Below are 13,787 nucleotides of genomic sequence, written 5' to 3'. Positions count from 1 at the left end.
ATAAACTTTTTTCATTTACTTAACACTTTTATCAAGTATTTCTTTATAAATTTGAATTAAAAGCTTTTTTTCCAATTCCCAATTATATATATATCTCGCATTAAAAGCATTTGCTCCCATTTCTTCGCGTTTTTCTGGATAATCTAATAAATAATTTACACCATTTGCAATTGAAGTGGGATCATGAGAATCAACACATACTCCTGTATTTTCTTTTTCAACTATACCTTGAATTTCAGGGAAACTACATGCAATTACTGGCACACCACTCATCATATATTCAAACAACTTATTAGAAGACGCTGAATAGTGATTAAAACAAATATTATTTAACAATTGAAACCCTAAATATGCATTTTTAGTGTAATATATTAATTCTTGCACTGGTACTTTTGGTAAGAATTTCACCCTTTTTTCTAAATTCATCTCTTGTACCATTTGTTGTAATTCAGATTTAATTCGACCATCCCCAATAAATACTACAACTCCTTTTTTAAACAAAGGAACCGCCTGTATCAATTTATCAAGACCACGTCCAATTTGAATTCCTCCTTGATAAATTAATATTGGTTCATCGCGTGAAATATTTAAAGTCTCATGTAAATCTATTGTTTTACTATGTTCGGGATGAGAAAGAAATGGATAATTATGAATCACTTTCGGATAAAACCCATACAAATCCTCATTGTACTTTGCTCTTGTATGATTTTCTACAATCATAACATCACAAAACCTTACGAAAAACTTCTCCATAAGCCCATAAATACTACTGTTATAACCTGTTCTACTCGTCTGTACTTCATGAGAATCATAAATCAGCTTTTTTCTTCTTAATAATTTTGCACATATCCATCCTTGCGGTAAGGTATTTAAATCATTCGAATGATATATGTCATATTTATGCCTCAAGCCAGCTTGAATCATTCTAAGGAAAATTGCTCCTCTCACAAACAAAGTAGCTACCTTTCTTTGTGAAAGTACTAACATTAATAGTATTAAGCCCATTGTTATTAAAGGGAATTTCCAAATCCCCAGCAACATAAAGAGACTGAATATAGATGTTGTAATAATATTTTTAAATGCTATTCTTTTAACACGTCTTGCTAACCCAAAAACTTTTTGCAATAATATTACTCTATTTTTCACACGAGTTACCGTAAAACCACCTTGATGTTGTTCCTGCATTAAAAGCTTTTCCTGCTTCCAATCATGAATACAGATTAAATCTACTCCATATCCATTTTCCACCAATGCTGTACATTCTCTCAATACACGTGCATCATTTGTGAAATGATTCCAAACAAACATGCACACTCTTTGTTGCGCCATCTTCTTCCTCCAAAACTTGAATCAGTGTTTCAATATTTTTTTTCCAACGTAACATCCTAAACGCATACTGATAACCATTACTTCCTAAATTCTCCCGTAACTTTTTGTCTTGCACTAATACTTTTATTAATTCTCCTAGTTCAGCAACTGTACGATCTTTAGCGACCATTCCACATCCAGCTTCTTCAATTACTTCTTTAGCATAACCATCAACACTCGCAATCAAGGGCTTACTCATACTCATATAATCAATAATTTTCCCTGGCAACACCTTGTTAAAGGCAGCTTCTTCAACCAAACTAACATAAGCTATATCTGCCGACATAACTTCGGTTAATGTATCCCTTCTATTTTTAGGTGTAATTAATTGAATGTTTGGGAGGGTATTCTTTTCAATAGCTTCACTTATATCATTTTTTTTATAGCCATATCCAATAATTTTAAATTTAATATTCTTAAACTCTTTTAAGTACTCTGCTACTTCAACTAACTTCTTAATATTTTGGGCTAATCCTATATTCCCTGTATAAATAACAGTAATAACATCACTATTTTTTTTCTTCATTGGCATGGATAGTTCTTCTTCTGTCAATGAATTTGGCATAAACGAAATTTTCTGAGGTGCAATACCCTTTTCCTTAATATAAGCAAAAAAACCTTTACTATTGATAATAATATGGTCTGCAGCATGATAAATAATGCGCTCTAACTTGTAAGCAAACTTTAATATTATTTTACTATCAAAAAAGCCAATTCCAACGAAAGAATCTGGCCATAAATCTCGAACATCTAAAATCAATTTTGCTTTTTTTCGTTTTTTGGCAAAAATTCCAACTATCGGAATGAAAATTGATGGTGTAGACACAAAAATATAGTCGTATTTCTCTTTATCTCTACAAATACTTAATATTAACCTAAAAGCAATTTCTATATATAAAATTAACCTTCGAAAAAGGTTTCTAGTATACTTTCTTGTTTTTGGCTGAATACGTATTATATCCTCTTCCACTTTCTTATCGTCCCAATAGCTTAAATCTTTATATAAATTACGATTAGGATAACTAGGTTCTGATGTTAAAACAGTTACATCATACCCTCGCTCTTTCAATTCTAAATATATATTCTTCATTCTATTCGCAGCACTGCCAATTTCCGGGTAAAAATTTTGTGTTATCATTAAAATCTTTTTCATTTCAAAATAATCTCCAGTCACCTTATGATGCCAGTTTCTTTAATTTTATGTATTATAAATCTCTACTTTTTCAAAAAACAGTGTTAAAAAGTAAGATTTATTCCCTTAATATAGGATACTATGAATTATCTTTGAATTAAACACTTTTATAAATCCAGAACTTTCTTTAAGTTCTCTTTTATTCCAAATAAAAGACCCCTGCAGAACTTAATTTTTAATAAGTTCTGCAAAGGTCTTCTTTAATCTATCTTAGCGCACGACGTGGTAATTTATCGATATTCTCTAACATAATGCCTGTACCAACCGCAACACATTGCATTGGGTTTTCAGCAATTAATACTGGTACCTTTAATTCTTCTGCTAGAAGCATGTCGATACCGTGTAATAAAGCTCCTCCGCCTGTTAGAATAACACCGCGGTCGATAATGTCCGCAGATAATTCTGGTGGCGTGCGCTCTAGTACGCCTTTTGCAGCTTGTACAATGATAGCCGCGTCTTCTTTTAGTGCTTCTGTAATTTCTTCAGAGCATACTGTAATTGTACGTGGTAAGCCCGTTACCATGTCACGTCCGCGAATTTCAAGCTCTTCGCTACGTGCACCTGGGAATACTGTACCAACTTTAATTTTAATATTTTCTGAAGTACGTTCTCCAATTAATAGCTTATACTTACGTTTAACGTAGTTTAAGATCTCCATATCAAACTTATCGCCAGCCATTTTGATAGAGGAAGAGGTAACAATATCACCCATAGATAGTACAGCGATATCCGTTGTACCTCCACCAATATCAACAACCATGTTACCGCTTGGTTGGAAGATTTCCATACCAGCACCAACTGCGGCTACTTTTGGTTCTTCTTCTAAAAATACTGTTTTACCACCTGAACGTTCAGCAGCCTCACGAATTGCTTTTTGTTCTACAGATGTGATATTTGTTGGACAACAAATTAAAATGCGAGGTTTTGAAAAGAAGCTCTTCACGTCCAATTTGTTAATGAAATACTTTAACATTGCTTCTGTAATTTCGAAATCTGCGATTACACCATCTTTAAGCGGACGAATTGCTACAATATTACCAGGTGTACGTCCCACCATACTTCTTGCTTCTTCACCTACTGCTAATACTTTACCTGTGTTACGATCAATTGCCACAACAGATGGCTCATTTAATACAATACCTTTGCCTTTAACATGAATTAATACATTAGCCGTACCTAGGTCAATTCCGATATCTCGCGCAAACATTCCCGTCATTTCCTCCTCGATATTCAAAATCAGGTTACACCCGAATTCTTTTACACCTAATTTCTGATTTTATCATAAATTTAACAGAAACGTAATATTCGCAAAAAGAATTCTTCTGAAAAATATTACCGAATTGAAACGGAATGTTTGCGATCGCATATTTATTGACGGACCGGCTTTTCTACATCTTCTTTTCTATACTTTTGCTTTGTTGCTTCTCCGCCTCTTAAATGACGAATAGACTTATGATAATCAAGAATTTCTTTCACTTCATTTGCGAGCTCTGGATTAATTTCTGGTAGACGTTCCGTTAAATCTTTATGGACTGTACTCTTTGATACCCCAAATTCCTTTGCAATGACACGCACTGTCTTTCTTGTCTCCACGATATACTTACCAATCTTGATAGTTCTCTCTTTGATGTAATCGTGCACACCACTCGCCTCCCTAAATTGGATGTGAGAAGTGTGAAATGAGCCTCGCTGCATACGACTAAGAAGTAAATGTGAGTGCTGTTTGTAAGCGTTAAACATTCTTGGATTTATAATGAAATGATTCACGATTTCTCACCTCAAACACTCTCTTTGCTTTGGTTTATACCATTGTATTGCCCGCACTACTGATATATGCTACAAGTTGAGTATTTTTAAGGACGAAAATATATCTAACCCCTGTATAGACCGTTTACATAGCTTTTTCTTAGACTAACCTTTGTTATTGACGTTCAATACTATTTAGAATAACCATATAAATCGACAAACACTTATTCATTCTTTATTACTTTTAGCTAAACATAAAAAAAGGATTGATTTTCACTAAAAAAATCAATCCTTTTCTAATATATTCTTAACCCTATATAAGTTTAATATGTTATATTAGTTCAGCTTCATTCAAAAAATAAATGAGCATTATTTACCCATCTTTATTTCTTCTGTAAATCTTGAATTCATTTTTCCATTCTTATCTCTTACATATACTTTAACTCTATATGTACCAGATCCCTCTATATCATATGTTAAAGAAGGATTTGATTGATAACCTATCTTTTTGATAACCTCTTTATTCTTATGAATATTATAAGCGTACTCTACTCCCTCCCCCTCTATTTTTGTATCAACCTTTAATGTCTTCTCATTTATTTTATTAATCTTCACTTCATTAATTACTAAAGGCTTAGCTTCTTTATTCTTTTCATCTTTTTTATTTTGCTCCACTTTGTCCTTCGTATCCACTTTAGACGGTTCATTTCCACATCCAGAAATCAATAATACTGTAGAAAATAATGGGACGATCGCTTTTTTTAACATTCTTACTCCTCCTTAAATACATTACACCAAATTATAACAAAAGATATTCGATACTTGTATTATAAAAAACTAATGTTGTTACTTTTAATAATATTTTTATATAAGGATAACAACAAATACGTCTAGTATAATAAAAAAATAACGCCTTCATAAAAGGCGTCATTCTTCTCTTTCCAACTCTTCTTCTAACAATTGATGGTGGGGAACCTCTTTCTTACCGGCGATATAATAATATAAAGTGAATAAAACAAACAATAAAATAATAGCAGTCGACAGAACAAACAAAAATGACACAGTATCCCCTCCCTTTTGTAATATATATTCGAGAATCTCGTCATTTTTCCTTGTTATTGCAACTTTTTTCTCGAAATTGAGTATTTTTATATAAAATGAAACTTTAATCAGTGGGGGACACCCCCACTGATTATTAGCCTTCACCAATCGGGCTTTTACGGGCAGTTGCCCCTAACCTAACTTCTTAGCTTTCACTGAATTTTGAAATAGGGGTCTTACTGCCCCGTTAATGCGGGGTAAAAGTAAAAAAATCAGCTCTCCTAGTGAGAACTGATTTTTTCACTTTCTTATTCTTGTGAAGAAGAACTGTTAGATGATTCTGTAGAACCATTTGTTGATTTTTCTTCTTTCTTCGGCTCTTCTTTTTTGTCACTAGTCGAACCGCTTGTTGATTTCTCTTCTTTTTGAGACTTGTCTTCTGTTTTATTTTCTGGTTTCGTGCTCGTTGACTTCTCTTCTTTTTGAGATTTGTCATCAGCTTTTTTACCAGAAGCATTCGTTGCTTTTGCAGCACCTGCATCAGCTTTAATTTCTGCTACTGACTTATTTAAGTAGCGCTCAGGGTTCACAGCCACGTTGTCTTTACGTACTTCAAAGTGAACGTGAGAACCTGCTTCTTTATTCATTGCACTTAGACCGGATTTTCCTAATACTTCACCTTGTACAACTCGTGCACCTTTTTCTACTTTCACACTGCCTAAGCTTTGATAAGAAGCTGCTACACCATTTCCACTATCAACTGTTACAACATAACCAAGAAGTGAATCTTTTTCAGCTTTCGTTACTGTACCGCTTAAAGCAGCAGCTACATTGAATTCTTTTCCATTCTTCGCAGCAATGTCAATTCCTTTATTTGGGGAATATGTGTTGTTATAAAAGACAAGTGCTTTTTCTTGTTCCGCCTCAGTTGCTGCATCTTCATAGAATTTCTTCTGTACGACTACTTCCGCATTCGCGGCTGCTGGCATTTTCACTACTTCTGAAGATTTCGTTACTGGTACTGCTGGATCTTCCGTTTGTGTATACGGTGTTGCTTGATCATGGTTCGGAGTCTTCTTCGGATTAGCTCCTTGGAACCATAGCGCAACCATTAAAATTACCGCTGCACAAGCAATGTATAGTGCCGGAAACACCCATCTTTTTTGAAATAAATGTACTACCTTTTGCGACTTTTTATTATTTCTTCCTCGCATTCCATCATCACCTCAGCAATCATTTTGAACAATATTCACGTATCCTATACAACGTATAACTAATTACTTTTCGACAAAATCTGTAAAAATATGTATAGGAATTGTAAAATTTCCGAGGAAATGATAGAAAATAGAAAAAACTGAGCGTTTCGGCTCAGTTTTTAGTCCATTTGTTTCTTTTTGTAAACTACAATGCAAAGAATAATTGAAAGCACGCACCAAATTATAATATTTATTAAATCGCCACTAACAGTTGAAAAACCTTTTCCAGCCAATAGCTTCGGCATTGCATCTGCAAGATGTTTCGTTGGAAGAAAATCGATTGCCTTTTTTACAAACTCACTTTTAATAAATCCACCTAACATTGGAGCTAGAAGAAAAATAAATAGAATCGGCATACCTACTACTGATGTTGACGCCGTTGTTTTAGCTATTAACCCAATCGCCGTACCTAACATAAGGAAGAAAAATATACTAGCAAGTAAAAATAGAACGATTAAAACCATATTCCCCTTCATTACCCCTAAAATAGCAAAGTTACTAATACAAATTACGAATGTAATAAGACCTGTTAATGCACTTTTCCCTAGTAACACTTCTAACGATGATGCTGGCGATAACATCATTACACGTAGCGTGTGTTTTTCTTTTTCTTCCGCAATTAAAGCTGCTTGAACAAAGCTTCCTATCATCGTTAAGGCCATTAAAGTTACCATATTAGCTATTTGCTCTTTCGGTCCACTCATCTGCTGATAAACAAAAGAAAATACAATTGGCATTGCCGCCATTACAAGCACTGATGCATTTGCTTTAATATCTTGAACCTCTTTCCGGAAAATAGCTGAAAATCGTCTCATTGAAAATGTCATTATAATCCCCTCCCAGTAACTTCAATAAAGATATCGCCTAGCGTTGGTTCGTGTGAATGAATCGATAGTAATTCGCCCTTTTTCATCCATTCTGAAATACGTTTTGCACCTAATTCATCTTTTTGCACTATTTCTTTCTTCTTATCTGTTAATACGACTTGTATTTGATCTTTCGCGTATTGTAAGCGAAGGTTTTCTGGTGTATCAAGCGCTACAATTTCTCCGCTACATAGAAAGGCGATGCGGTTACAAAGTGCCTCTGCTTCTTCCATATTGTGAGTCGTTAAGAAAATCGTCGTTCCTTCTTTATTTAAATCTTTTAAGACTTTATGAATGTTTTGTACGTTAACTGGATCGAGTGCAGATGTTGGTTCGTCTAAGAAGAGGATATCTGGTTTATGGAGGACTGCCCTTGCTAGTGTAACGCGTTGCTTCATCCCTTTTGATAGTTTCTTTACTAATGTTTTTTTATCATCTAATAGATTCACTTGCGCTAGCACTTCATCGATTCGTTCTTTTTTACAATCGTATAAATCGCAAAATAATAGTAAGTTATCATAAATGCTAAGTCTTTCATATAAACCGCTGTTGTCTGTTAAAATACCAATTCGTTTATAATCGATGCTGCTTGGTCCTGTAATATCTTTACCTAGTACCCTCACTGTTCCAACGCTATGCAGCAATTGAGAAGTTAAAATCTTTACTGTTGTTGTTTTTCCAGATCCACTCGGTCCAAGGAATCCAAAAATTTCTCCTTGCTTCACCTCAATATTTACATTTCGAAGTGCCGTTTTTTCGTTGAAACTTTTCATTACATCTTTCATTTCAATTGCCAATGTCATCTCGTCATCCCCTTTGTTTTTCTTTTTATAGATGAAAGTCGCTTTAGCGCTTTTCGTTTGTTTGTTTCGCTTTTCTTGACTCAATCATATGAAAAACAAAGGAGTTACGCAGTAAAATACCGGTAAAAGGAGTATTTTTACCGGTGAATGAATCGTATTTTAAGCTTATTGGAGCAATTTTTATAGCCCAATCACACCTTTTAATTCATCCATTCGTCCTTTCGATAACGGAATTGAACTTTTTCTTTCGTCATCCAAAATTAAACTAAAACTGTTACGAGTCCACGTAATCACTTCTCGCACTCTTTGTAAATTCACAAGGTACGAGCGATGACATCTAAAGAACCCGAATCCTGTTAATCTCGCTTCTAGTTCACTTAATGTTAATGCACATACGAAATCACCTTCACGCACATGAATATGTGTCACTCCGTTTTGCGTTTCGATGAAATGAATTTCCATCGGATCAAGTAAAATGATTTTATCATTCACTTTCGCTGGTATTCTTTCTAACTTCATTTGCGGAATCATTTGAACAACCTTTTCTTCATCCACCTCTTCCACTTCTTCTTGTTCGATTTCTACTTTTTTCACGCCATCATTGTTTAATATGTATACATCTTCTGTTAACGAAAGGGCGTCCGATAGGAAAGATGATGTAATAAAAATCGCCTTTCCTTGGTCTTTCATTTTCATAATCGCTTTTCGAATAATAATCGTACTCTCTGTATCTACATTTTGCTCTGGCTCTTCCAAAATAACTAAGTCTGGATTATGAATCATAACACGCCCGATATGAAGGCGACGTTTCTCTGAAAATGATAGTTTTTCTATTTTAACGTTTAGCTTATCTAAGAGACCGACATATTGCACTACTTCTTCTGTGCTCATATTTGATTCATACAGTCCTATTAAGAACTTGAAGTATTCCTTTACCTTCAAACGATCATATGCCTCATCTTTCAAGAAACAAAAGCCGATGCGGGAATAATGTTTCTTTCCAATCGCTTCACCTTCAAATAGCACATTACCAGTTGAAGCTTCTTCCTCACCAATAATGATGCGGTGCAACACTTTAGCTGTATGGTTATTACATTGCAAAACAACACATTGTCCCTTCTCAACCTTCAGTTCAACTGCCGGCAACTGATTCGTTTTTCCTAATTGTTTCAACTCCAGTAGTGCCATTCCGTCTCCCCCAAATACTTTTTATCCTATTATACCAAACAATTAATGGAAGATTTAGATATTTTATGAAGTATCATAAAAAGAAGGCTATCCAAATGAAAGGATAGCCTTCTTCTCTAGTTTTGCTCTATATACGTCTTGAGCTGATCACGCAGCGCTTTCTTTAAGAATTTCCCTACAGATGTTTTCGAAATTTCGTTTATAAATAAAATATCACCTGGCATCCACCATTTCGGAAATTCTGCTTCTAGTAAAGCGTACAGCTCTTCCCTTTCTACTGCTTGTCCCTCTTTTAATACAACGCAAGCAACGGGACGTTCTTGCCATTTTTCATGCGGCACCGCCACAACAGATGCTTCTAACACTTTATCGTGCGACATTAAGGCATTTTCTAAATCTACGGAAGAAATCCATTCGCCTCCACTTTTAATTCAGTCTTTCGTACAATCAGCAATCTTAATACATCCTTCCGAATCAACCATGACAATGTCTCCTGTATAGAGCCAACCGTCTTTCATTGATTCTTTTCTGTACGTTCATCCTTATAATAGCTTCCAACGATCCATGGGCCCTTTAAACAGAGTTCTGTCACCACTGAACATTGACGATTTTTTTAATATATCAACGATTCGATAAGGAACCTATCTACTAACAAAAGAAAACCGTCCCAATATACCTCTTGGAACGGTTTCTTTTCCCCCTACTTCTTCACCATTAACTTTCCTTCATAATCATTCATCGACTTTATTTCGACACCCTTATAATAATGAGCAACGATATCTGTATATTTTTTTCCTTCCGCTGCCATGCCATTTGCTCCGTATTGGCTCATGCCAACGCCGTGACCGAATCCCTTCGTTGTAACGACGATTTTATCCCCTTCTTGTTTCCATGTGAAGTCAGAAGAGCGTAAATCTAACTTTTCACGAACTTGCTTTCCTGTTAATGTTTTCCCTTGAAATGCTACATCTTTTACTCGCTTTCCTTCCGTAAGATCTTTAATATTCCCAACCTTCCCGTCTGCCAACACCTTCACACCGAGACGCTTTTGAAAGTCAGCTACTGTAAAGGTTTGCTCGCTCGTAAATTTTGGAGAGGCTTGATCCCACGGACTATCTACGCTCTTTAAATACGGATAATCATTTCCCCAATAATCAGCTGCATTTTCTGTCCGGCCATTACTCGTTGAGAAGAAGGATGCTGAGATTGGTTTTCCATCGTACGTTAAAACTTGTCCTGCGGTTTTCGAAACGGCTTCTTCGATTTTCTTCAAATTATTTTCGTAGTTATTGCCCCATTGTTTCTTCAATTCTTCTTTACTTTTGTACACTTGATCTTTCACCGTATCGGTCACGTCCGCATTGTTTTTCTTACCTCCGCTTAGCATACGCTGTACCACAAATGTTCTCGCTGCTAATGCCTGCGCCTTTAGCGCCTCTATTTCAAAACTGGCATTCATCTCAGAAGCTACTACACCGGTCACATACTCCTCCACAGGTAATGTTTCTACCTTCTTTTGCCGATCACGATATACAGCAACTTGAACCGCTGTATCCACTTTCCCTGGAGCTGGTATACTTTCTATCGCTGGAGGAGTTTTAGAAGCTGCTTCTTCCCCTACTTTTGCTTTCGCAAACGGAATAACAAGAGCAGCAGGTACAATGATAACGAGCGCTATTAGAAGCGCTACTGTGATAAAAAGTGGCTTTGAAAATTTCATCTTATTTCCCCCAATATCCAAAAGCTTTACTCCATTCATTCTTATGGAACAACTCTTTCTTTTAGAACATACTTAAGGGGAACCAGCTAAAACGAAAATTTTCTAAATATTTTTACTGGTACGTGCATAAGTATAGAATTTATTGACTATAACAGTAATAACCCAAAAAAATAGTCCCTACGTCAAAAGACGTAGAGACTATTTCAATTAAGCGTGAAGATCAGAAACTTCTTGTTCTTTCACTTCTTCTACTTTTTCGTTTACACGTTCAATAGTTGCACCTAATGCAGCTAATTTCTTATGGAAATCTACATAACCACGGTCAAGATGCTTTAACTCAGTTACACGAGTGTAACCTTCAGATACTAAACCAGCTAAGATTAATGCAGCAGCAGCACGTAAGTCAGTTGCGCCTACTTCAGCACCTTGTAAGCTATTTGGACCGTTCATAATAACAGAACGACCTTCGATTTTAATATCAGCATTCATACGACGGAATTCTTCAACGTGCATAAAGCGGTTTTCGAATACCGTTTCTGTAATCATACTTGTTCCATCAGCTTGTAGTAATAATGCCATCATTTGTGATTGCATGTCTGTTGGGAAACCTGGGTGAGGCATAGTTTTAATATCAACCGCTTTTAACTTATCTGGGCCGATAACACGTACACCTTCATTTTCCTCAATAACTTTAACACCCATTTCTTCCATTTTCGCTGTAATTGAGCGTAAATGTTCAGGTACAGCATTTTCAATTAAGATGTCTCCACCAGTAATTGCCGCTGCAACCATGAATGTTCCCGCTTCAATACGGTCAGGAATAATAGAGTGGTTTCCACCATATAATTTATCAACGCCTTCGATACGAATCGTTCCAGTTCCAGCTCCGCGTACTTTCGCTCCCATCGCATTTAAGAAGTTAGCTAAGTCAACGATTTCTGGTTCTTTCGCTGCGTTTTCAAGGATTGTTGTCCCTTTTGCTAATGTAGCTGCAGACATAATGTTTTCTGTCGCGCCCACGCTTGGGAAGTCTAAATAAATTTTAGCTCCTTTTAGTTCTCCCTCAACGTATGCCTCAACAAAACCATTACCAACCTGTACTTTTGCTCCCATTGCTTCGAAGCCTTTTAAATGTTGGTCAATTGGACGTGAACCAATTGCACATCCACCAGGAAGTGCAATACGAGCACGGCCGTTACGTGCAAGTAATGGTCCCATTACTTGAACAGATGCACGCATTTTACGTACATATTCAAATGGTGCTTCAATGTTTAGTTCTTTAGAAGCATCGATTGTTACTTGGTTATTTTCAAATACGACTTCAGCATTTAAATGACGTAATACCTCATTAATTGTGTATACATCAGACAAAACTGGTACTTCAGATAGTACATTCTTTCCATCACTCGCTAATAGGGCTGCAGCGATTATAGGTAATACAGCATTTTTTGCGCCCTCAACACGCACTGTGCCGTTTAACCGCTTTCCGCCACGGACGATGATCTTTTCCAAATTATTCCCCTCCGTGTCCTTTTTTCAGTATCTATTCACTCAATACTCAGAAGTTATGATCGGTGTGCCAACCACAATTGTATCTTTGTTGTCTGTAGAACGTATTGCTATTTGCACATTTATTTTCTCTCTATTTGTTGAAAGAGCGTCATCCCACTTTTTATTGTATGCGGAGACTGATACAAATGCTCTTTCTTCTATCTGTTCGATCGCTCTTGCTGAAAGATCTTTCAAAAACTGATTGGTTTTATTTTGCAAAACACCTTCAATCTTATCATTCAGTACACCTTGAACACAAGTGTAAATTATAGGTTTTTCACTAAAAATTTTATTTGTTTTCTGAATGTACTTCGGGTCCCATTTCGCCCCGCTTACTTCAAAAATAATGAAAGTGTTTTCTTTAGTATTTTCCTTACTCCATGTTACTACTACTCGTTCTTCATAAGAAGAAAACTTTTTATAGGATGTAGCTTTATATCCATCTGGAGATTGCTCTAATTCCCACTTTTGAATATTCGCCTTGTCCTTCACATCGTTTAACAACTTTTGAAACATATGTATATTAGAAATTGTTTTTGTTTCTCGCGCTAACCATGACCACTTCTCTACTTTAGCATCATTTTTCTCTAAAGTTGCAATCATGCTCTCCATTTTCTGTTCATCGCTGATCGGTTTCATCTCTCTATATCCAACCAAAAATAAAACAACACTTATCACAACAATAAGAATGGCTTTAAGCTTCAATTTCATCCCCTCCTATCCCCATTGTTAACGGAGATATGAGGTTCTATACACTTACTTTACTAAATACGTTAAACTCTTTGAATAGCCTAAATAATCAAGGAAAAAGTTACTTACAGATGTCCCAATTGCAATTGTAATTAGGATGAGTAACACTCGCGTCTGCATCACCTTTCCAGACTTCATTAAACGCTCAATGTGAACACCTTGTAAGGCCCACCACGTAATGGTAATAAACAATAAATGCGAAACAATGGCAATCAGTGCTTGTTGCCCTAAAAGATGTGCCAAAAAATCGACCCCTTTTTACCCAGCTACTACTTACGAAATACTATAAAAACGATACCATAATAA

The 13,787-nt window shown here is 35.7% G+C and carries 14 protein-coding genes and 1 pseudogene; all 15 read right to left on the bottom strand.

Annotated features, from left to right (window positions below; genetic code table 11):
* Window positions 1-15: 15 nt before the first annotated feature.
* Window positions 16-1,329: a glycosyltransferase gene (locus tag QEP67_RS01055; protein ID WP_353706498.1), complete on the bottom strand. Its 1,314-nt coding sequence runs from the start codon at window positions 1,327-1,329 to the stop codon at window positions 16-18.
* Window positions 1,280-2,521: a glycosyltransferase family 4 protein gene (locus QEP67_RS01050; RefSeq protein ID WP_098058428.1), complete on the bottom strand. Its 1,242-nt coding sequence runs from the start codon at window positions 2,519-2,521 to the stop codon at window positions 1,280-1,282. The genes QEP67_RS01055 and QEP67_RS01050 overlap by 50 nt, the downstream gene beginning before the upstream one ends.
* 244 nt (window positions 2,522-2,765) lie before the next feature.
* A complete protein-coding gene (locus QEP67_RS01045; RefSeq protein ID WP_048542658.1) occupies window positions 2,766-3,767 on the bottom strand; it encodes a rod shape-determining protein in 1,002 nt (333 codons plus the stop codon).
* 161 nt (window positions 3,768-3,928) lie between these two features.
* Window positions 3,929-4,201 carry a sporulation transcriptional regulator SpoIIID gene (gene spoIIID, locus QEP67_RS01040; protein WP_000544012.1) on the bottom strand — a complete coding sequence of 91 codons (273 nt, stop codon included), beginning with the start codon at window positions 4,199-4,201 and terminating at the stop codon, window positions 3,929-3,931.
* 474 nt (window positions 4,202-4,675) lie between these two features.
* Window positions 4,676-5,074 carry a triple tyrosine motif-containing protein gene (locus tag QEP67_RS01035; RefSeq protein ID WP_098058430.1) on the bottom strand — a complete coding sequence of 133 codons (399 nt, stop codon included), beginning with the start codon at window positions 5,072-5,074 and terminating at the stop codon, window positions 4,676-4,678.
* A gap of 159 nt (window positions 5,075-5,233) precedes the next feature.
* A complete protein-coding gene (locus QEP67_RS01030) occupies window positions 5,234-5,368 on the bottom strand; it encodes a hypothetical protein (RefSeq protein WP_000008903.1) in 135 nt (44 codons plus the stop codon).
* A 287-nt stretch (window positions 5,369-5,655) separates the two neighbouring features.
* A complete protein-coding gene (locus tag QEP67_RS01025; RefSeq protein ID WP_282895334.1) occupies window positions 5,656-6,561 on the bottom strand; it encodes a M23 family metallopeptidase in 906 nt (301 codons plus the stop codon).
* A gap of 161 nt (window positions 6,562-6,722) precedes the next feature.
* Window positions 6,723-7,430: an ABC transporter permease gene (locus QEP67_RS01020; RefSeq protein ID WP_048566706.1), complete on the bottom strand. Its 708-nt coding sequence runs from the start codon at window positions 7,428-7,430 to the stop codon at window positions 6,723-6,725.
* A complete protein-coding gene (locus QEP67_RS01015; protein ID WP_088091860.1) occupies window positions 7,430-8,272 on the bottom strand; it encodes an ABC transporter ATP-binding protein in 843 nt (280 codons plus the stop codon). Before QEP67_RS01015 ends, QEP67_RS01020 begins: the two co-directional genes overlap by 1 nt.
* A 180-nt stretch (window positions 8,273-8,452) precedes the next feature.
* Window positions 8,453-9,460 (bottom strand): LytTR family transcriptional regulator DNA-binding domain-containing protein, encoded by a 1,008-nt coding sequence (locus QEP67_RS01010; protein WP_064449565.1) that lies wholly within the window; start codon window positions 9,458-9,460, stop codon window positions 8,453-8,455.
* 116 nt (window positions 9,461-9,576) lie between these two features.
* Window positions 9,577-10,052: pseudogene (locus tag QEP67_RS01005) on the bottom strand (fatty-acid--CoA ligase); the annotation flags it as partial.
* A 108-nt stretch (window positions 10,053-10,160) separates the two neighbouring features.
* Window positions 10,161-11,180 carry a stage II sporulation protein D gene (gene spoIID, locus QEP67_RS01000; protein WP_353706497.1) on the bottom strand — a complete coding sequence of 340 codons (1,020 nt, stop codon included), beginning with the start codon at window positions 11,178-11,180 and terminating at the stop codon, window positions 10,161-10,163.
* Between the two features lie 207 nt (window positions 11,181-11,387).
* A complete protein-coding gene (gene murA, locus QEP67_RS00995; RefSeq protein WP_000411269.1) occupies window positions 11,388-12,692 on the bottom strand; it encodes a UDP-N-acetylglucosamine 1-carboxyvinyltransferase in 1,305 nt (434 codons plus the stop codon).
* 39 nt (window positions 12,693-12,731) lie between these two features.
* Window positions 12,732-13,442: a YwmB family TATA-box binding protein gene (locus QEP67_RS00990; RefSeq protein ID WP_033658933.1), complete on the bottom strand. Its 711-nt coding sequence runs from the start codon at window positions 13,440-13,442 to the stop codon at window positions 12,732-12,734.
* Between the two features lie 45 nt (window positions 13,443-13,487).
* Window positions 13,488-13,724 carry a DUF1146 family protein gene (locus QEP67_RS00985; protein ID WP_000940744.1) on the bottom strand — a complete coding sequence of 79 codons (237 nt, stop codon included), beginning with the start codon at window positions 13,722-13,724 and terminating at the stop codon, window positions 13,488-13,490.
* Window positions 13,725-13,787 lie beyond the last annotated feature (63 nt).

Source organism: Bacillus cereus group sp. MS39, from assembly GCF_040448665.1.
Lineage (GTDB): Bacteria > Bacillota > Bacilli > Bacillales > Bacillaceae_G > Bacillus_A > Bacillus_A wiedmannii.
Note: the sequence above shows the minus strand (reverse complement) of the source record. Positions and strands in the feature narration are given on the sequence as shown.

Bases quoted from the DNA above. Each gene is read 5' to 3' on its own strand.
- QEP67_RS01055 (WP_353706498.1), bottom strand. From the start codon at position 1,329: ATGGCGCAACAAAGAGTGTGCATGTTTGTTTGGAATCATTTCACAAAT.
- QEP67_RS01050 (WP_098058428.1), bottom strand. From the start codon at position 2,521: ATGAAAAAGATTTTAATGATAACACAAAATTTTTACCCGGAAATTGGC.
- QEP67_RS01045 (WP_048542658.1), bottom strand. From the start codon at position 3,767: ATGTTTGCGCGAGATATCGGAATTGACCTAGGTACGGCTAATGTATTA.
- QEP67_RS01035 (WP_098058430.1), bottom strand. From the start codon at position 5,074: ATGTTAAAAAAAGCGATCGTCCCATTATTTTCTACAGTATTATTGATT.
- QEP67_RS01025 (WP_282895334.1), bottom strand. From the start codon at position 6,561: ATGCGAGGAAGAAATAATAAAAAGTCGCAAAAGGTAGTACATTTATTT.
- QEP67_RS01020 (WP_048566706.1), bottom strand. From the start codon at position 7,430: ATGACATTTTCAATGAGACGATTTTCAGCTATTTTCCGGAAAGAGGTT.
- QEP67_RS01015 (WP_088091860.1), bottom strand. From the start codon at position 8,272: ATGACATTGGCAATTGAAATGAAAGATGTAATGAAAAGTTTCAACGAA.
- QEP67_RS01010 (WP_064449565.1), bottom strand. From the start codon at position 9,460: ATGGCACTACTGGAGTTGAAACAATTAGGAAAAACGAATCAGTTGCCG.
- spoIID (WP_353706497.1), bottom strand. From the start codon at position 11,180: ATGAAATTTTCAAAGCCACTTTTTATCACAGTAGCGCTTCTAATAGCG.
- QEP67_RS00990 (WP_033658933.1), bottom strand. From the start codon at position 13,442: ATGAAATTGAAGCTTAAAGCCATTCTTATTGTTGTGATAAGTGTTGTT.